The 17,166-nt window shown below is 60.6% G+C and carries 18 protein-coding genes; 11 read left to right on the top strand and 7 right to left on the bottom strand.

The window, feature by feature from the left end:
• Nucleotides 1-43: 43 nt before the first annotated feature.
• Together Q1A07_RS18300 and aroB are read left to right on the top strand one after the other, a co-directional pair.
• Nucleotides 44-637: a shikimate kinase gene (locus tag Q1A07_RS18300; RefSeq protein ID WP_299783446.1), complete on the top strand. Its 594-nt coding sequence runs from the start codon at nucleotides 44-46 to the stop codon at nucleotides 635-637.
• Nucleotides 630-1,745, top strand: a complete 1,116-nt coding sequence (aroB, locus tag Q1A07_RS18295; protein WP_299783445.1) for a 3-dehydroquinate synthase — start codon at nucleotides 630-632, stop codon at nucleotides 1,743-1,745. Before Q1A07_RS18300 ends, aroB begins: the two co-directional genes overlap by 8 nt.
• Here the strand turns inward: aroB and Q1A07_RS18290 are convergent.
• Both Q1A07_RS18290 and ssb read right to left on the bottom strand, forming a co-directional pair.
• Entirely contained in the window at nucleotides 1,742-2,152 is a 411-nt protein-coding gene (locus tag Q1A07_RS18290; protein ID WP_299783444.1) for a GNAT family N-acetyltransferase, read from the bottom strand. The genes aroB and Q1A07_RS18290 overlap by 4 nt on opposite strands.
• 19 nt (nucleotides 2,153-2,171) lie before the next feature.
• Complete coding sequence (gene ssb, locus Q1A07_RS18285) at nucleotides 2,172-2,669, bottom strand: single-stranded DNA-binding protein (RefSeq protein ID WP_299783443.1); 498 nt, start codon at nucleotides 2,667-2,669, stop codon at nucleotides 2,172-2,174.
• Nucleotides 2,670-2,885: 216 nt separating this feature from the next.
• Between ssb and Q1A07_RS18280 the strand changes: the two genes are divergently transcribed.
• The 3 genes from Q1A07_RS18280 to Q1A07_RS18270 all read left to right on the top strand — a co-directional run bounded on the left by Q1A07_RS18280 (nucleotide 2,886) and on the right by Q1A07_RS18270 (nucleotide 4,797).
• Nucleotides 2,886-3,467, top strand: coding sequence for a lytic transglycosylase domain-containing protein (locus tag Q1A07_RS18280; protein WP_299783442.1), 582 nt, complete (start codon nucleotides 2,886-2,888; stop codon nucleotides 3,465-3,467).
• 158 nt (nucleotides 3,468-3,625) lie between these two features.
• The gene (locus Q1A07_RS18275) at nucleotides 3,626-4,039 is read left to right on the top strand and encodes a hypothetical protein (RefSeq protein WP_299783441.1); all 414 of its coding nucleotides are present in this window, start codon (nucleotides 3,626-3,628) and stop codon (nucleotides 4,037-4,039) included.
• Nucleotides 4,040-4,326: 287 nt separating this feature from the next.
• Entirely contained in the window at nucleotides 4,327-4,797 is a 471-nt protein-coding gene (locus tag Q1A07_RS18270; protein WP_299783440.1) for a hypothetical protein, read from the top strand.
• A 114-nt stretch (nucleotides 4,798-4,911) separates the two neighbouring features.
• Here Q1A07_RS18270 and Q1A07_RS18265 read toward each other — a convergent pair whose 3' ends face one another.
• From Q1A07_RS18265 to miaA, 5 genes are all read right to left on the bottom strand, one after another.
• The gene (locus tag Q1A07_RS18265) at nucleotides 4,912-7,002 is read right to left on the bottom strand and encodes an ABC transporter ATP-binding protein (RefSeq protein ID WP_299783439.1); all 2,091 of its coding nucleotides are present in this window, start codon (nucleotides 7,000-7,002) and stop codon (nucleotides 4,912-4,914) included.
• Between the two features lie 103 nt (nucleotides 7,003-7,105).
• On the bottom strand, nucleotides 7,106-8,323 hold the full coding sequence (locus Q1A07_RS18260) for an ABC transporter permease (RefSeq protein WP_299783438.1): 1,218 nt from the start codon (nucleotides 8,321-8,323) through the stop codon (nucleotides 7,106-7,108).
• A 13-nt stretch (nucleotides 8,324-8,336) separates the two neighbouring features.
• On the bottom strand, nucleotides 8,337-9,380 hold the full coding sequence (locus tag Q1A07_RS18255; protein ID WP_299783437.1) for an ABC transporter permease: 1,044 nt from the start codon (nucleotides 9,378-9,380) through the stop codon (nucleotides 8,337-8,339).
• 205 nt (nucleotides 9,381-9,585) lie between these two features.
• Nucleotides 9,586-10,347: an AraC family transcriptional regulator gene (locus Q1A07_RS18250; protein ID WP_299783436.1), complete on the bottom strand. Its 762-nt coding sequence runs from the start codon at nucleotides 10,345-10,347 to the stop codon at nucleotides 9,586-9,588.
• A gap of 143 nt (nucleotides 10,348-10,490) precedes the next feature.
• On the bottom strand, nucleotides 10,491-11,366 hold the full coding sequence (gene miaA, locus Q1A07_RS18245) for a tRNA (adenosine(37)-N6)-dimethylallyltransferase MiaA (protein ID WP_299783570.1): 876 nt from the start codon (nucleotides 11,364-11,366) through the stop codon (nucleotides 10,491-10,493).
• A 109-nt stretch (nucleotides 11,367-11,475) separates the two neighbouring features.
• On the opposite strand from miaA, the gene pyrH reads away from it, so the two are divergent.
• From pyrH to rseP, 6 genes are all read left to right on the top strand, one after another.
• Nucleotides 11,476-12,204, top strand: coding sequence for a UMP kinase (gene pyrH, locus Q1A07_RS18240; RefSeq protein ID WP_299783435.1), 729 nt, complete (start codon nucleotides 11,476-11,478; stop codon nucleotides 12,202-12,204).
• 133 nt (nucleotides 12,205-12,337) lie between these two features.
• Nucleotides 12,338-12,901: a ribosome recycling factor gene (gene frr, locus Q1A07_RS18235; protein WP_299783434.1), complete on the top strand. Its 564-nt coding sequence runs from the start codon at nucleotides 12,338-12,340 to the stop codon at nucleotides 12,899-12,901.
• 169 nt (nucleotides 12,902-13,070) lie between these two features.
• Nucleotides 13,071-13,811 (top strand): polyprenyl diphosphate synthase, encoded by a 741-nt coding sequence (uppS, locus tag Q1A07_RS18230; protein WP_299783433.1) that lies wholly within the window; start codon nucleotides 13,071-13,073, stop codon nucleotides 13,809-13,811.
• Nucleotides 13,812-13,817: 6 nt separating this feature from the next.
• A complete protein-coding gene (locus tag Q1A07_RS18225) occupies nucleotides 13,818-14,612 on the top strand; it encodes a phosphatidate cytidylyltransferase (protein WP_299783432.1) in 795 nt (264 codons plus the stop codon).
• 3 nt (nucleotides 14,613-14,615) lie between these two features.
• A complete protein-coding gene (gene dxr, locus Q1A07_RS18220; protein WP_299783431.1) occupies nucleotides 14,616-15,788 on the top strand; it encodes a 1-deoxy-D-xylulose-5-phosphate reductoisomerase in 1,173 nt (390 codons plus the stop codon).
• Between the two features lie 3 nt (nucleotides 15,789-15,791).
• The gene (gene rseP / locus Q1A07_RS18215; RefSeq protein WP_299783430.1) at nucleotides 15,792-17,144 is read left to right on the top strand and encodes an RIP metalloprotease RseP; all 1,353 of its coding nucleotides are present in this window, start codon (nucleotides 15,792-15,794) and stop codon (nucleotides 17,142-17,144) included.
• Nucleotides 17,145-17,166: the final 22 nt, after the last annotated feature.

The raw sequence follows: 17,166 nt of genomic DNA, 5'->3' as shown, positions 1-17,166 counted from the left end.
TTATATATGGCCTTTTGAGCAATATCACGTCATTCAGGGAATTATGAGCGATTTTCAGCAATCCGTGGCCGAAGATGCCAAAGCCAGGCCCTTCGCGCTGAAAAAAACCGTCGTAATGGTCGGCATGATGGGCGCTGGAAAGACGGCGGTCGGCCGGGCGCTGGCTCAGTATCTGGATGTTTCCTTTCTTGATTCGGATCAGGAAATCGAAGCAGCCGCCAATATGACTGTGCCTGAAATCTTTGCCCGGGACGGTGAACCCTTCTTCCGCGCGCGCGAAACGCAGGTGATTTCTCGGCTGTTACAGGGGCAGGCGTGTATTCTGTCCACGGGCGGCGGTGCCTTTTTGGCCCCGGAGAACCGCGAAAACATCTCACAACGGGGTGTGGCGGTCTGGCTCGACGCTGATCTGGAATTGCTCTGGACGCGGGTGCGCCACCGCGACACCCGACCGCTCCTGCGCACGGCTGATCCCAAGGCCACGCTGGCCGCGCTTTATGCCGAGCGGGTGCCGGAATACAGCAAGGCCGATTTGCGGGTGTCCTGCGCGCCGCCGGTGTCGGTGGAAAACATGGCGAAACGGGTGGCCGACGTGCTGCTGACCCGACCGGATGTTCTGGAGAAGACGCATGCGTGAAACCGTGACGGTGAATTTGCCCGGCCGCGCCTATGACGTGCGGATCGGTCCGGGTCTGATTGCGCAGGCCGGAGCCGAGATCGCGCCGCTGTTGTCGCGGCCCAAGGTTGCTATCCTGACCGATGAAACGGTTGCAGCCCTGCATCTGGAGGCGCTGACCGCCGGGCTGGCCGCCGAAGGAATTGCATCGACGGCATTGGCATTGCCAGCAGGAGAGTCCACCAAATCCTGGGGCCCGTTGGAGCAGAGCGTTGGCTGGCTGCTCAACCAGCAGATTGAACGCGGTGATGTGGTTGTGGCTTTCGGCGGCGGTGTGATCGGAGATCTGGCGGGTTTTGCCGCCGCGATCCTGCGGCGCGGTGTGCGATTTGTGCAGATCCCCACATCGCTGTTGGCGCAGGTCGACAGTTCGGTGGGCGGCAAGACCGGGATCAACGCCGCACAGGGCAAGAACCTCATCGGCGCCTTCCACCAACCCTCTCTGGTGCTGGCGGATACCGACGTGCTGGGCACGCTGACGCCGCGCGATTTCCTCGCGGGTTATGGAGAGGTGGTGAAATACGGGCTGCTGGGCGATGCCGCCTTCTTCGCGTGGCTCGAAGCGCAGGGCCCGGCACTGGCCGCAGGCGACATGGCAGCGCGGGTCGAGGCCGTACGCTGGTCGGTGCAGATGAAGGCCGACATCGTCACGCGCGACGAGACGGAGCAGGGGGACCGCGCGCTGCTCAACCTCGGCCATACTTTCGGGCATGCGCTGGAGGCGGCGACTGGCTATTCCGACCGGCTGCTGCACGGCGAAGGTGTGGCCATCGGCTGTGCTCTGGCTTTCGAGCTTTCCGCCCGCATGGGGCTGTGCAGTCAGGAAGACCCCAGCCGCGTGCGCGCGCATCTCAAGGAGATGGGCATGAAGACCGATCTGGCGGATATCCCCGGTGAGCTGCCCGATGCAGAGGCGCTGGTGCAGCTCATGGCGCAGGACAAGAAGGTGGTGCAGGGCACACTGCGCTTTATCCTGACGCGCGGGATCGGCCAAGCCTTCATCACCTCGGATGTGCCGGGAGAAATGGTGCGTGGTGTGCTGCAGGACGGGCTGCGCGTGCCGGCCTAGGGGCGGCGGAGCACCATGCCGAACTTGTCCTCGCAGTCAAAGCCAAGCGCTTCGTAGAAACCGCGTGCCCCGCGCTTTTGTCCGGTCATCAGCATGATCTTATAGGCATTCTGATGCCACGCACGGTCAATTGCGGCCTGCATCACCCGCCGCCCGATCCCACGGTTGCGCTGGCTTTCCGTCGTCGCGACGTTTTCGATCAGCGCGTAGGGTCGCCCATCCCAGGTGACGTTCGGTAGGATGTGCAGCGTGGCCATGCCAAGCACATGACCATCCGCCACCGCGCCATAGATGGTGGTGCCGGGATGCGCCATAACGGCCAGCACATCGTGCATCCGGGCCGTTTTCGGCCCGAACGTGAGGTCATTGTAAAGAAGGATGAGCGCCTCTGCGTCCTGCTGCGTCAACGGCCGGACGGCAAGGACCTCAGAAGGGGATTTCATCATCCAGATCGCGTGATGGGGCCGGGCTGCTGGACCCGCCACCGCCACCATGGCTATCGCCACCGCGATCATCATAGCCCATCGAGCCGCCACCGCCGCCGCCGAAGTTCCCGCCGCCGCTTCCACCGTCGCGGCCATCAAGCATGGTCAGCGTGCCGCCGAAACCTTGCAGAACCACTTCGGTGGAATAGCGATCCTGACCCGACTGGTCCTGCCATTTGCGGGTCTGCAACTGGCCTTCAATATAGACCTTGGAGCCCTTGCGCAGATATTGCTCGGCGATCCGCACCAGGCCTTCCTGAAAGATCGCGACGGAATGCCATTCGGTGCGCTCCTTGCGCTCGCCTGTGTTGCGGTCCTTCCAGGTCTCGGAGGTCGCAATGCGCAGGTTGCACACCTTGCCACCGTTCTGAAAGCTGCGCACTTCCGGGTCACGCCCCAGATTGCCGATGAGAATTACCTTGTTCACTGAGCCGGCCATCGCGTCCCCCTTGTCTGACTGTTCCGGTGCCGTGATCCGTGGTTTGCGAATCCCGATCTGCACAATTTGACTAAACCTATACCGACAGCATGAAGGTTTCCACGTCCTTAAAACCTTGAGTTGAAGTTAAATCGACCCTGCGCAAAAGGCTGGATCAGCGCGCAGTTTCGGTATATTTCGCTTTTGATGGGTGCGAGATTTAGATCATTTGTGCGGGTGACCGGCTGTAGCGTTCTGGCGGCTGCCTTTGTTGCCGTCACCGTACCCGTGGCGGCACAGACTATTTCCACCAAGAGCCGCAGTAAGCTTTTCGCCTCGCAGAAGAAGATTCTCGATACCCGCGCCGCGAGCCAGTACAACAATTCGGTACGGCTAAAACCGCCAACCGTGCACACGCCCTCCAAATGGGCGACGCCTCAGTATGATGGCCGGTACCGGGGGCAGTATCTGGAGATGGCGCGCGATGCGGCCAGACGTCATGGGGTGCCGGAAGACCTGTTCTTGCGGCTTGTGCAGCAGGAATCCAATTGGAATCCCAAGGCCAAGTCGCACAAGGGGGCGCTTGGGCTGGCACAGCTTATGCCGGCGACGGCACGCAGCCTACGGGTCGATCCGCTTGATCCAAAAGAGAACCTTGATGGCGGTGCGCGTTATCTCAAGGAGCAGTATCGCGCTTTTGGAACATGGCGGCTTGCCCTGGCCGCGTATAACGCGGGTCCCGGCGCCGTGAAGAAATATGGTGGCGTGCCGCCTTTTCGGGAGACCCGGAACTACGTGAAAGTCATCGGGGGGCAGTAGCGTCAAGTTGCTCTCAAAGTTACGAATTTACGTTAAATTTTAAGATGTTACATATCGGGTCAAATTCTGGCCACGGTTTTCACAAAGGCTCCCTGCCACGGCCACAGTGCCGCCTGATTTCCACGCAAAGTTGCGGCAAACAACGATGGGGATCGACGATGGCAACCGCCAATTTCCAAGCACGCATCGAGCGCATCAATCGCGCCCACAAAGGTCTTGCGCCCGCCCGCAAGAACGCACCTATCCGTGCGTTGCGGTCTCAGCCCATTCCGATGTCCGCCCGCCGAGCCGGGCGCAGACGCTTTCCAATATTTGAGCATATTCAGCCAATGGCGATGGGGTCGGTGCTCGGTTGCATCGCCGCCGTGGTACTGACCGGATTGACTTCGGAGAACTCTCCGTGGGGGCCGGGCACGGACCTGAACGAGATGCTGTTTCTGCCCGCCTTGGCAGGCTTGGCTCTGGCGCCTATTCTGATGCTGGCCTCGCTTTTTCTGGCCAGCAAACGCCCCGGGTTTGCGCTTTTCTCGCTGAGCTATCTCTCGGGCCTGGTGATCACGATGCTGATCTGAGCGACATATCCCTGAAAGCAATTTGGCGGGTCGGCAAGTAGTTGCCGACCCGTTTTCCGTTCCTTTATCCACTGTGAATAAACGAAAAACCGCGATCTTTAGCTGTTTTTGAGTGGCTTTTCCAAGACGGGACCCCAATCGATTCCAAGCAATTTTGGAACCATTTCCCGGGGACGCCTGTTCTCGCTGTATCCCCGCCGCGCCGATGAGGTGGTGGGTGTGAAACGGAACTGAAAGGAGCATTTCTGATGTTCAACTTTGTGAAAAAAACAACTGCTGTCGCGACCGTGAGCTTGACCACACTGATTGCCTCTGGTGCAATTGCAGCTGCGGGTGTCAGCGACATCGACGTGCAGGCGCAGATTGAGGCGCCGCAGGGCAGTAACGCCCTTGATCTCTATCCGACGATCGAAGCCGATCTGGAGCGCGCGCTGATCGACCGCATCACCGCATTGAGCAACGACCCGGCGGACCCGACCCTAACCGTGAAGATCAAACGCGTGAGCCTCGACGGCGACACGATCCTGCCGGATTCAGCTGAATTCAACGAGCTTGAAGGCTACATCAGCTTTCAGGGCGGCAGCCGTGAAGTGGTCGACACAATCCGTCTCTCCGCGCACACGGATGAAAGTGCCGTGCCTGTCGGCTATGTTTCCATCGCGCCCAGTGATGCGGATTTCTACGATGCGCTGCTGACGGCCTTTGCGGACCGCGTCATCGAAATGCTCCCTGAAGAAGACATCAAGTCCGGCAGCTAAGTCTTTGGTTCAGCGTTAAACTCGCCGAATCTCTTGCAAACCAACAGTGTCACCGTCCCGTGGCACAGAGTGGTAACGGCGCAGGCCTCTTCCCCCCGTGAGCCTGCGCCGTTTTTATTCTGCGGCGACCCCCACCTCGATCACTGGTTCCATTTCGGAAAGCTTCTCATCACTGAGGTGGCATTTGATCTGGTGGTTGCCCGCCAACGTGCGGACCGGGGGCACCTCTTTTTCGCACAGCCCTCCCGCAACCTCTGACTTCCACCGGCACCGCGTCTGGAACGGACAGCCGGAAGGCGGGTTCATGGCCGACGGAATATCGCCTTCCAACACGATATGTTTCTTTTTCACCGAGGTGTCGGCAATCGGCACCGCCGAGAGCAACGCTTCCGTGTAGGGGTGGTAGGGAGGCGAAAAAACCTGATCCGTCGTGCCCAGTTCCACGACATGCCCCAGGTACATCACCATCACCCGGTCGCTGAGATAGCGCACGATGCTGAGGTCATGCGAGATGAACAGAAGCGTGGTCTTGTGTTCCCGCTGAATTTCCATGAGCAGGTCGGTGACCGCCGCCTGCACCGAGACATCGAGCGCCGAGACCGGCTCATCCGCCACAACAATCCGCGCGTCCCCGGCAAAGGCACGGGCGATGCCGACGCGCTGTTTCTGACCACCAGAGAGCTGCCGCGGCATACGGTCGGCAAATTCGCGGGGCAGTTTTACCAGATCAAGCAGTTTCAGCATACGCTGCGTGCGCTCGCGGTCATTCTCACCGATGCCAAAGATCTCCAGCGCCCGGATGATCTGGCGCCCCACGGTCATTGATGGGTTCAGCGTGTCAAAGGGGTTCTGAAAAACCATCTGGACCTCGGACACGGTCTTTGTATCGCGTTCCTCAATGGGGATGTCCTGAATGGGCTTATTGCCGAGCAGAATTTCGCCCTCGGTCGCGGTTTCCAAGCCCATGAGCACCTTGGCAAATGTGGATTTTCCACAGCCGGATTCGCCCACGATAGCAAGTGTCTCGCTTTCACGGGCCTCGAAACTGAGGGTCTCATTGGCCTTGACGACCTTTTTGTTGCCGCCGCCAAAGATCGCGTTGGCCGTGACCTCGTAGTACTTCTTGAGGTTGTCCATCTTCAGGACGACATCGCCCACGTCCCCCTTGGTCTTCACATCCGCCAATTGCAGCGGTGCGGCCCAATCGATCTCCTGAAACTTCAGGCAGCGGGTCTCGTGCCGCGCTTCGGCATCCACCTGCTGCATCGGGATAAACCCCTGATCGCAGCGACCCTCTTCAAAATAGTCGCAGCGCGGCCCGAAATTGCAGCCCTTGGGCCGTTCATGGGGCAGGGGGAAATTACCCGGGATCGCCACCAGCGGGCGCGCGTTCTTGTCCGCCCCAGGCAGAGGGATGGAGCGAAAAAGCGCCTGCGTATAAGGATGCTGCATCTTGTCAAAGACATCCTCGATGGAGCCGCGTTCGACCGCCTCGCCGGAATACATCACACAGATGCGGTCGCAGGTTTCCAGCACCAGCCCGAGATTGTGCGAGATAAAGAGCATCGAGGTGCCGTACTTCTTGCCGAGGTCTTTCACCAGCTCGACCACAGCCGCCTCAACCGTCACATCCAGCGCGGTGGTGGGCTCATCGAGGATCAGCAGCGAAGGCTCCGACATCAGCGCCATGGCGATCACGATACGCTGTTGCTGTCCGCCCGACAGCTGATGCGGGTAAGACCCCAGAATACGCTTGGGGTCGGGCAGCTTCACATCCGTCACCACCTGCAGGGCCCGCGCATAGGCGTCTTTCTCATTCATCCCCTGATGGATCATCGGCACTTCCATCAGCTGCTTGCCGATCTTCATCGCCGGGTTCAGCGAGGCCATCGGCTCCTGATAGATCATCGCGATCTCGGAACCGCGAATGTCGCGCAACTCCTCCGCGCTCATCTCCGCCAGATCGCGGCCCTTGAACTTGATCGACCCACCAACGACGCGCCCGTTCTTGCCCAGATCCTGCATGACCCCAAGGGCCACGGTTGACTTGCCACAGCCTGATTCCCCGACCAGCCCCACGGCCTCCCCGGGGCGCACATGTACCGAAAAATCCATGACAGCAGGTATTTCGCGCAGCCGGGTAAAAAACGATATCGACAGCTTGTCGATTTCAAGGATGGGACCTTCATAATCGGTCTTTGGCATCTGTGTTCTCCTTTCAGGAGGGCCGATCAGTCGCGTCTCGCTTCTTTTGGCCAGAAATATCCTCGGGGGTCCGGGGGCAGACAGCCCCGGGTCCGCCCGCTCATCAATCGCGCAGGCTCTCCTCACGCAGCCCATCGGCCAGCAGGTTCAGCCCCAGCACCAGCGTCAGCAGCGCCAGTGCCGGTGCAATCGCCGCATGCGGATAAAGCGCCAGCAGGCGACGGCCCGCGTTGATCGTGCTGCCCCAGTCCGGGCTTTCCGATTCCAGGCCGAGGCCAAAGAAGCCCAGGGTGCCCAGAAGGATGGTGGTATAGCCAATCCGCAGGCAAAAATCGACGATCAGCGGCCCGCGCGCATTGGGCAGGATTTCCCACAGCATGATGTACCACGGGCCCTCACCGCGAGTCTGGGCAGCGGCCACGTAGTCGCGTGTCTTGATGTCCATCGCGAGCCCTCGGACAATCCGGAAAACCGTGGGAGAGTTCACAAAAACCACCGAGACAAAGACCACCAGAATGCCCGGATCAATGTCGAAAAGATCAAGGAAAGCAGGCAGGCCGGGGATCGAATAGGTGGGTGTCGCTACCACTGATCCGTCCGAGGATACCAGTGACAGGTAAAGCCACCCAAGCCCACCAAGCACGCCGATGAGCAGCGGCGTCCGGACCGAAGGCTGCGTGTAGTAGCGCGAATTCAGCAGGATACAGACAAAGATCAGCGGGAAGACAAAGAGGAACAGCGCCATGTAGTTGGGGATGCCCGTCAGCACGATCTCGGGTGTCACCAGCAGGTAAAAGAGCAGGATCACCGGGAAGGCGAGGATGAGGTTGGCGAGAAATGACAGCAGCGTGTCGAGACGCCCACCGTAGTACCCGGCAGGCAACCCCAGCGTGATGCCCACCATGAAGGCAAAGAGCGTGGCGACCGGCGCGATCTGCACCACCACCCATGCGCCCTTGATCAGACGGGAAAAGACGTCACGCGCGAGGTTATCACCGCCCAGCAGGAAGTAAGCGTATTCGCCTTCTTCCGCGCCGCGCATCGGCGTGCCGGGAATCTTGTTTTTCATCCCCGATACCTGGCTCAGCGGGTCGTGGGTGACCAGCATGTCCAGCGGGCCACCGTAAACACCGACAAACACCCAGAACATCACCAGCGCAAATCCGATCATCCCGATGGTGCTGTCAAAGAGCTTGCCGTACAGCCCCAGACGCCTTTTGTAGGTCATCGACACGGTGAAGAGAACAATCAGCGAAATCCACACCGGACCCAGCTGGATGAACATGCGGGCGAGGATGCCGCCCCAGGATAATTCTTCCATGACCAGCCCTCCCTTACGCGATCCGGATACGTGGATTGAGATAGACGTAGCCGATATCCGATATCAGCTGGGTTACCAGCACCACGATCACCGAGACAACCGAGACCGCCAGCAGCAGCTCGATGTCATTGTTCGAGGCCGCCTGCACCAGCAGCCAGCCAAAACCCTTGTAGTTGAAGAGCGTCTCGACGATCACCACGCCATTCAACAACCAGGGAAACTGCAGCATGATCACCGTAAAGGGGGCGATCAGCGCATTCCTGAGCGCGTGTTTCAGCACGATGTCGGAGAATTTTACCCCTTTCAGCCGCGCCGTGCGGATGTATTGCGCGGTCATCACCTCGGTCATTGAGGCCCGCGTCATCCGCGCGATATAGCCCATCCCGTAGAGCGCGATGGTGACCACCGGCAGGGTGAAGTTTTCAAAGGTGACGCTGTCCATCGCGCTTGTCGCCGAGCCCTTGAACCATTTCAGTCCGAAGGCGGAGGAGGCAAAGACCGCAATGAAAATCACCCCCGAAACATATTCGGGGGTGGCGGTCGAGGCGATGGAGAAGGTCGACAGCGAGCGGTCCAGTTTGGAGCCCTCACGCATCCCGGCGAGTACTCCGATGATGAGCGCCATGGGGACCATCACCAGCATCACAAAGAACATCAGCTTGCCGGTCAGCCCCAATCGGGTGAGCACAATCGACCCCACGTCATCCTTGAACACCGTCGAAAAGCCCCAATCCCCCTGGATCACACCGCAGAAACTGCGCCGATCCTCTTCCGGCGTGTCCGCGCCGAAGCATTTGCCAGTGACGACACCCTCATCTTCGAGCGTCCAGCCGGGCAAGACACCCAGCCATTGGCCGAACTTGACCGGCATCGGTTGCAGGTAACCGTTCTTGCCCAGATAGCTCGCCACCGCCTCGTCGGACATGCGGAAGTTGCCCTGGGTTTTGGCCAGTTTTTCAAGATTCGGATAGAGGTTCGTCAGCCAGAAGACGACGAAGGTCAGGCAGAGCGCTGTCAGTACCATGACGCCCAGCCGTCTGAGTATAAATAGTCCCATCGGTGCCCCTGTTGTCAGGCGATGGCGCGGTGATCACGCCGGATATCAAGCGCTGTTCTGCGCTCTTTGTAATTTTTGTGAATCCATCAGGCATGAGTCTGGGGGCCGCGTCAATGTAGGCTTGCGCCGCAAAATTGTATATTTGCGACATCTTTCTGGTCGCAAACTGATGCTGCAGTTGCGACATGAAGGCGGTGAAAATGGCTTAGGCGGCTTTCAGCGCGCTGAGGGACGCCTTGCGCAGCGCACTGGGCGTGGTCTGCGTGTGGTGTTGCATGAATCGCGTGAAGTAAGCGGCGCTGCCAAAACCCAGATGGCGTGCGATGTCCTGTGCAGGCACATCGGTGGCCGTCAGCAGGCAGCGGGCTTCATGCAGTTTGCGCTCGGTCAGCAGATCTGCCGCGGTCTTGCCGGTTGCGGCCTTGCAGGCACGGGTCAGATGCGTCGGTGTGACACCAAGAAAGGCGGCATGATCTGACATGGTCAGCGGCGCGGCAAAGCCTGCATTGATATGGGCGCAATAGGCACTGCAAAGGCGCGCAGCGGCGTTGTGTTTTTTGGGCGCGTGTTCTTCCAGCGCCATCTGTCGCTGTATCCAAACAGAGATCAATGCGCCAAAAGCATCCATCGATTGCGTACGGAGCGGTCTGCCGCTGGCCTGTTCGCGCGTCGCCGCCTCGATCAGCACCGTCAGCTCGTTCATGGCAATCGAATCGCGGATGCGCAGAAGCCGCGGGATTTGCGGCATCAGCAGTTCGGTTTCCTGGGGGATCACCACAACCTGACCCATGGCCTGTCGCCCAAGTTCCAGCGCAAAGAGATTGCACGATGGAATCACAATGGCATTATGCGTGCCCACACCGCGTCTCTGGCCGTCCATCAACACGCGGCCCTGACCCCGAGTGATCCAGATCAGCAGATGCTCGGGCTGGTCATGGGCCAGCGACAGGCGCCAATCCTGACCCATGCTCCACTGCGATAACGTTAGTATTTTCAACCTATTCGATGACATAACGCCCCCTTCGAGATGCACCGTATTTGAATTAAATTACCGTAATCTTAATGCACATGGAGGTCACGCCCGAGGCGGTTTCACGGGCAATAAGCAGCCTATTGCGGTGACAACGCCTGCCAATTGCGCATCTTGGATCGAAACCATGTGCGTTGCCGTTTGGCGAATTGCCGCGTGGCGATGACGGCCTGTTCGCGCGCCTCCTCAAGGCTGATCCGCCCTTGCAGATAGGCAACCAGCTCCGGTCCTCCGATGGCCCTGTGGGCGGGCAGGGTGGGGTCATAATCCGGCAGAACCGCACGGGCCTCGTCCAGAGCACCCTGTGCGATCATCTGGTCAAACCGGCGCGCGATACGCGTATTCAGCCAGTCTTTCGGCGCATCAAACACAATGCAATGCGCCTGTGTTTCCGGCAAGTGTGGGGCGCCGGTGTCGTCTTGCCAGCTTGAGAGATTGCGCCCGGTCGCTGTCAAAACCTCCCAGGCCCGCTGCACGCGCATGCGATTGGCGGTGTCGATCCGCGCCTTTGTCGGCGCATCCAGTGCCGCCAGCAAATCGCGCAGGGAGAGTGCGTCCCCCCTGGCACGTATGTCCGCAGGCGTGGCCGGGATATCGGCTAGCCCGCGCGTCAGGGCGGAGAAATAGAGTCCCGTGCCGCCGACGATGATGGGTCGATCCCCTTCCCGTAGCAGCGGTGTGACCTCTCGCAGCCAGTGCCCGGCGGAATAGGCGGTTTGCGCGGAGACATGTCCGTAAAGACGGTGCGGCGCCACAGTTTCTTCCTCGGCGGAGGGGCGGGCGGTGACAATCCGCCAGCAAGCGTAGACCTGGCTGGCATCTGCGTTGACGATCACGCCACCTTGCTGCGCGGCAATCTCCAGCGCCAGCGCCGATTTCCCGGAGGCTGTCGGTCCGGCGATCAGCACGGGCATGTCCCGCGACAGGCCGCGGATCAGGGATTGGATGCCACTCATCGGGCCTTCTGTCACTTTCTGCGCCATCCCACATAAGGATGCATTGAAGTCTGCCCGCTTTTCCGACATTTTGCCGCCGAACAAAACCCCAAGCCTCAGGAGCCCCCCAATGTCCGACGCCGAGCCGCAGGCCGCCTTTAAACGTGTGATGCTGAAAATCTCTGGCGAGGCGCTGATGGGCGATCAGGGGTTTGGTCTCAATCCGCCCACAGTTGAGCGGATCGCCAAGGAAGTACAATCGGTGCACGATCTGGGGGTGGAGATCTGCATGGTCATCGGCGGGGGTAACATCTTTCGCGGGCTTCAGGGCTCGGCCCAGGGGATGGAGCGGACCACGGCGGACTACATGGGGATGCTGGCCACGGTGATGAACGCGCTGGCGATGCAATCCGCGCTGGAAGGGCTGGGCATCCATACGCGGGTCATATCCGCGATCACCATGAACGAGGTGGCAGAGCCCTATATCCGCCGCCGCGCCGTGCGCCACCTTGAAAAGAAGCGGGTCTGCATCTTTGCCGCCGGCACCGGCAATCCCTACTTCACGACCGATACCGCCGCCACGCTGCGTGCGAACGAGATGTCCTGCGAGGCGATTTTCAAAGGGACCAAGGTGGATGGTGTCTATGACAAGGACCCGGCCAAACACGACGACGCCAAACGCTATGAGACGGTCAGCTACGATGATGTGCTGGCCAAGCGCCTCGGCGTGATGGATGCCTCGGCCATCGCGCTGGCGCGGGACAACAACCTGCCGATCATCGTCTTCTCGCTGGATGAACCGGGCGGGTTCCGGGGCATTCTCGCGGGCGAGGGCACCTATACGCGGGTGCAGGGCTAGAGATCGCTGCGGCCCGCAGGGGCGGCGTTGCATGACAACTCCTTCTGGCCTTTCGATCGTTTCCTGATCTATACACAGACACAATCGCAGCGCGCGGCATGGCGCGCCAAGAAACTTGCGGCAGGATAAATATATGTCAGACGATTTTATGCTGGACACCGACGACCTTGAACGGCGCATGGACGGGGCCATGGCCAATCTCCGGGTGGAATTTGCCTCTTTGCGCACCGGGCGCGCCTCGGCGTCGATGCTGGAGCCGGTGATGGTGGATGCCTATGGCTCCATGACGCCGATCAACCAGGTGGGCACCGTGAACGTGCCGGAACCGCGCATGGTCACCATCAACGTCTGGGACAAGGGGCTGGTGAACAAGGTCGAAAAAGCCATCCGTGAGAGCGGTCTGGGCATCAACCCGCAGATGAACGGCACCATCATCATGTTGCCGATCCCTGAGCTGAATGAGGAACGTCGCCGTGAGCTGACCAAGGTTGCCGGGCAATATGCGGAAAACGCACGGGTTTCGGTGCGCAACGTCCGCCGGGACGGCATGGATCAGATCAAGAAGGCCAAGGGCGACGGCATGTCCGAGGACGACCAGAAACTCTGGGAGGGCGAAGTTCAGGAAATCACCGACCGCTACATCAAACTGGTGGACGACATGCTGGAGACCAAGCAAGGCGAGATCATGCAGGTGTGATGCAGGTGATGGCGTAGCGCCCATCGGAGTTTACGGAGGCGGTGCAACAGCTGCCGTAAATAAGCTATAGGTAGATCACTCTGCGCCACATTAATGTAGCGGAAAGTGTCATCTGACAAAGAGACCCTCTGCCAGACCAAGGCAGCGGTGTTCCGAGCAGGAGAATGAAATGGCGGGTATGCCACAGCCCCAGAGCGACCTGATCCCCGGATGCCCGCGACATGTTGCGATCATTATGGATGGGAATGGTCGCTGGGCCACGCAACGGGGCCGCCCGCGGCTCTACGGGCATCATGCCGGGGCCAGACGCGTGCGCGAGATCGTCGAGTGCTGTCCTCAGTTCGGTGTGGATTACCTGACCATCTTTGCCTTCTCGACCGAGAACTGGAAACGCACGCAGGTCGAGGTCGCGGGCCTGATGAGCCTGTTTCGCAGGTACATCATCAAAGAGACCCGGGCGTTGGTGGAATCCGGTGTGCGCGTGCGTTTCATCGGGGATCGTTTGCGGCTGGACAAGAAGCTGATCCAGATGATGAACGACCTTGAAGTCGCCACCGAGCAGAACACGCGGGTGCATCTGACCATCGCGATCAACTACGGCGGGCGGGATGAAGTGGCGCGCGCCACCAAGCGTCTGGCCAAGGACGTGGCGGACGGCAACCTCAGTCCGGATGCAGTGGATGAGGAAACCCTGCCGCGCTATCTGGACACGCACGTGCTGCCGGACCCGGATCTGGTGATCCGCACCAGTGGCGAGGCGCGTATTTCCAATTTCCTGCTCTGGCAATCCGCCTATTCGGAATATGAATTCATCGACACGCTGTGGCCTGACTTCACCCGGGATGAGTTCCAGAATCTCTGTGCCGCTTTCGGAGGACGCGATCGCCGCTATGGCGGGGTGCGAGGCTAGCGAGACATGAGCGAGGTGGGGGAGAAGTGGTCTGATCTAGCAACCCGGATGGGCTCCGGGGCGGCAATGGTGGTGCTGGGCCTGCTTGGGGTCTGGGCCGGTGGGCACGTCTTTCACGTGATGGTCGCCGTGATCTGCGGCGTGATGATCTGGGAACTGGCGGTGATGATCCACGCCCCGCGCATGGCCGCGCTGCAACTGGGCGCGCTGACCGGGGCCGCTTTGCTGCTGGCCATCTATTTGCCGACCGGTTTTGCCCTGCCGATCCTGCTGGCCTCTGCGCTGGTGGGCTTTGGGCAGCTGACGCAGTTCCGCACCATTTACATGGTGTTTACAGTCATGGTGCTGCTGGCCGGGTTCGGCATGATGGCGGTGCGTGACGATCTCGGCTTCAACTGGATGCTCTGGATGGTGCTGGTTGTGGTGGCCACGGATGTAGTCGGCTACTTCGCCGGGCGTCTGATCGGCGGACCCAAGTTTTGGCCACGCGTCAGCCCCAAGAAAACATGGGCCGGCACCGGGTTTGGCTGGGTCGGGGCGGCCATTGTCGGCACGCTCTTTATGGCCAATACCGGTGCGGGCCCGCAGCTGATCGGCGTCTCCATCGCCGTTTCCATGGCCAGCCAGATGGGCGATATCGCCGAAAGCGCGATCAAGCGGCGCGTTGGGGTCAAGGACAGCTCCAATCTGATCCCTGGCCATGGTGGCCTGCTGGACCGCTTCGACGGCATGCTGGGTGCGGCGGTATTTCTGCTGATCATTGGCGGGCCGCTGATCGGGTCGCCGATGATGCTGAGGTAGGGGATGCGGCGGATCAGCATCCTCGGGGCAACCGGCTCCATCGGCCAGAACACCATTGATCTGATCGCCCGCGCCCCCGACGCCTATGACGTGGTGGCGCTGACCGGTGCCGGGAACATCGCGCAACTGGCCAAAGATGCGCGGCGCCTGAACGCGGATGTGGCGGTCACGGCCCATGACCACTTGCTGGAAGACCTGCGCACAGCCCTGGACGGCAGCAGGGTCGAGGCCGCAGCCGGAACACAGGCGATTGCAGAGGCCGCATCGCGTCCAGCCGATTGGGTCATGTCGGCCATCGTCGGGGCCGCAGGGCTCGCCCCCGGTCTGGCCGCCTTGCAGCAGGGCAGTACCCTGGCGCTGGCCAATAAGGAATCCCTCGTCTGTGCCGGGCAGTTGATGCTGTCCACCGCCAAAACCAATGGTGCCCGCCTGCTGCCGGTGGACAGCGAACATTCGGCGGTATTTCAGGCGCTTGTGGGCGAGGATATGGCGGCAGTGGAGCGGATCATCATCACTGCCAGCGGCGGCGCGTTCCGGGACTGGCCGATGGAAGATCTGGCCAATGCCACGCTCGACCAGGCCTCCAGCCATCCCAACTGGGACATGGGCCAGCGGATCACCATCGATTCCGCTTCCATGTTCAACAAGGCGATGGAACTTATTGAAACACGGGAGTTTTTCGGCGTTGAGCCCCAGCAGATCGAGGTGCTGGTACACCCGGAATCGATGATCCACGCGATGGTCGGTTTTCGTGACGGCGCGCTGATGGCACATGTGGGTCCGCCCGACATGCGCCACGCCATCGGCTATGCGCTGCACTGGCCCGCGCGGCGCGATCTGCCGGTGGCGCGTCTCGATCTGGCGGAGATCGGGCAGCTGAGCTTTCGCGCTCCCTGCGAGACCCGCTGGCCCGCGCTGCGGCTGGCGCGCGAGGTGATGCAGGCGGGCGGGCTCGCGGGTGCCGTGTTCAACGCGGCCAAGGAAACCGCGCTGGATGGTTTCATCGCCGGGCAGATCGGCTTTAATGATATGGCAGCGATTGTCGAAGACGTTCTGACGCATATGTCAGCGCCGCACGGTCATATTGATGCCACCATGTCCCTTGATAACGTGGCGCAAGTAGACCATCTGGCACGACAAGAGGCCACGCGGGTCATTCACAAGAGAGCAGGTTAGAGTTTGGATATTTTTGCGCTGATCCCCCAGTTTGGCGGGCTGATCTGGACCATCGTTGCCTTTGTGGTGGCGCTCTCGGTGATCGTGGCGATCCATGAATATGGCCACTATATTGTCGGGCGCTGGTCCGGCATCCACGCGGATGTTTTTTCGCTCGGCTTCGGGCCGGTGCTTTACGCGCGCATGGACAAACGCGGGACCAAATGGCAGATCGCGGCGCTTCCCTTTGGCGGCTACGTGAAATTCGCGGGTGACGCCAATGCGGCCTCCGGCAAGGATGAAGAGGCCATGGCCGAAGCAGAGGCCGATCCCGAACGCCTGCGCAGCACCATGCATGGTGCGCCGCTCTGGGCGCGCGCGGCTACGGTTGCCGCCGGACCGATTTTCAACTTTGCCCTTTCAATACTTGTCTTTGCTGCGGTTGTCGTGACCAGCGGCGTGTCGCGTGACCCTCTGACGGTTGGCGACCTGCGCCCCTTGCCGGTCGAGGCGCGGGGGCTGCAAACAGGCGATGAAGTCGTGGGCATCAACGGGGTGCCGATCCCCAGCACGGAAGATACGGGCGCCTATTCTGACTTTATCGATACTCTGCCGCAGGAACCCGTGCTGGACTACACCATACGCCGCGATGGCACGGAAACCGTTGTGCCCGGCGCCTATCTGTTGCCACCGCTGGTCTCGGCGGTCAGCCCGCAAAGTGCGGCGATGGGAGCAGGGCTGCAGGTGGATGATGTGATCATCGCCATTGATGGCACGCCGATCTTTGCTTTCGATCAACTGAAGCAGGCGGTGGAAGGAGGCAACGGCGCGCCCTTGGCCTTGGGTGTGTGGCGTGCGGGAGAAGAAATTAATGTAACCCTCACGCCCAAGCGGGTGGATGAGCCGCAGGCGGATGGCGGATTCGCCACGCAGTGGCGGATTGGTATCGCAGGCGGGTTGGCCTTTGAACCGGCAACGGACACCCCTGGCGTGGGCGAGGCTTTGTGGAGTGGCGTTCGCCAAACGGGGCGGATCATCGAAGGCTCGCTCAGCGGTCTTGGCCATATGATCACCGGGGCGATCAGCACCTGCAATCTGAGCGGTCCCATCGGTATTGCACAAACCTCCGGCGCCATGGCGAGCCAGGGCGCGCAATCGTTCATCTGGTTCATCGCGGTGCTGAGCACGGCAGTGGGGCTTTTGAATCTCTTTCCTGTCCCCGCTTTGGACGGTGGTCACCTGGTGTTTTACGCCTATGAAGCGGTGACGGGTAAGCCGCCCAGTGATCGCGCGTTGCGGGTCTTGATGAGCATTGGTCTGGCGATGGTTCTGACGTTGATGATTTTTGCGCTTGGAAACGATATTTTCTGCCCGTGACACAGGGTCGGCCTGTGTAAAT

It is taken from the genome of uncultured Roseobacter sp. (assembly GCF_947492555.1).
Classification (GTDB): Bacteria; Pseudomonadota; Alphaproteobacteria; order Rhodobacterales; family Rhodobacteraceae; genus Roseobacter.
Note: the sequence above shows the minus strand (reverse complement) of the source record. Positions and strands in the feature narration are given on the sequence as shown.

Coding starts and splice junctions, on each gene's coding strand:
- Q1A07_RS18250 (WP_299783436.1), bottom strand. CDS start 10,347: ATGGGTCAGGATTGGCGCCTGTCGCTGGCCCATGACCAGCCCGAGCAT.
- Q1A07_RS18275 (WP_299783441.1), top strand. CDS start 3,626: ATGGCAACCGCCAATTTCCAAGCACGCATCGAGCGCATCAATCGCGCC.
- pyrH (WP_299783435.1), top strand. CDS start 11,476: ATGTCCGACGCCGAGCCGCAGGCCGCCTTTAAACGTGTGATGCTGAAA.
- uppS (WP_299783433.1), top strand. CDS start 13,071: ATGGCGGGTATGCCACAGCCCCAGAGCGACCTGATCCCCGGATGCCCG.
- miaA (WP_299783570.1), bottom strand. CDS start 11,366: ATGAGTGGCATCCAATCCCTGATCCGCGGCCTGTCGCGGGACATGCCC.
- ssb (WP_299783443.1), bottom strand. CDS start 2,669: ATGGCCGGCTCAGTGAACAAGGTAATTCTCATCGGCAATCTGGGGCGT.
- Q1A07_RS18300 (WP_299783446.1), top strand. CDS start 44: ATGAGCGATTTTCAGCAATCCGTGGCCGAAGATGCCAAAGCCAGGCCC.
- Q1A07_RS18265 (WP_299783439.1), bottom strand. CDS start 7,002: ATGCCAAAGACCGATTATGAAGGTCCCATCCTTGAAATCGACAAGCTG.
- Q1A07_RS18225 (WP_299783432.1), top strand. CDS start 13,818: ATGAGCGAGGTGGGGGAGAAGTGGTCTGATCTAGCAACCCGGATGGGC.
- frr (WP_299783434.1), top strand. CDS start 12,338: ATGTCAGACGATTTTATGCTGGACACCGACGACCTTGAACGGCGCATG.
- aroB (WP_299783445.1), top strand. CDS start 630: ATGCGTGAAACCGTGACGGTGAATTTGCCCGGCCGCGCCTATGACGTG.
- dxr (WP_299783431.1), top strand. CDS start 14,616: ATGCGGCGGATCAGCATCCTCGGGGCAACCGGCTCCATCGGCCAGAAC.
- Q1A07_RS18255 (WP_299783437.1), bottom strand. CDS start 9,380: ATGGGACTATTTATACTCAGACGGCTGGGCGTCATGGTACTGACAGCG.
- Q1A07_RS18260 (WP_299783438.1), bottom strand. CDS start 8,323: ATGGAAGAATTATCCTGGGGCGGCATCCTCGCCCGCATGTTCATCCAG.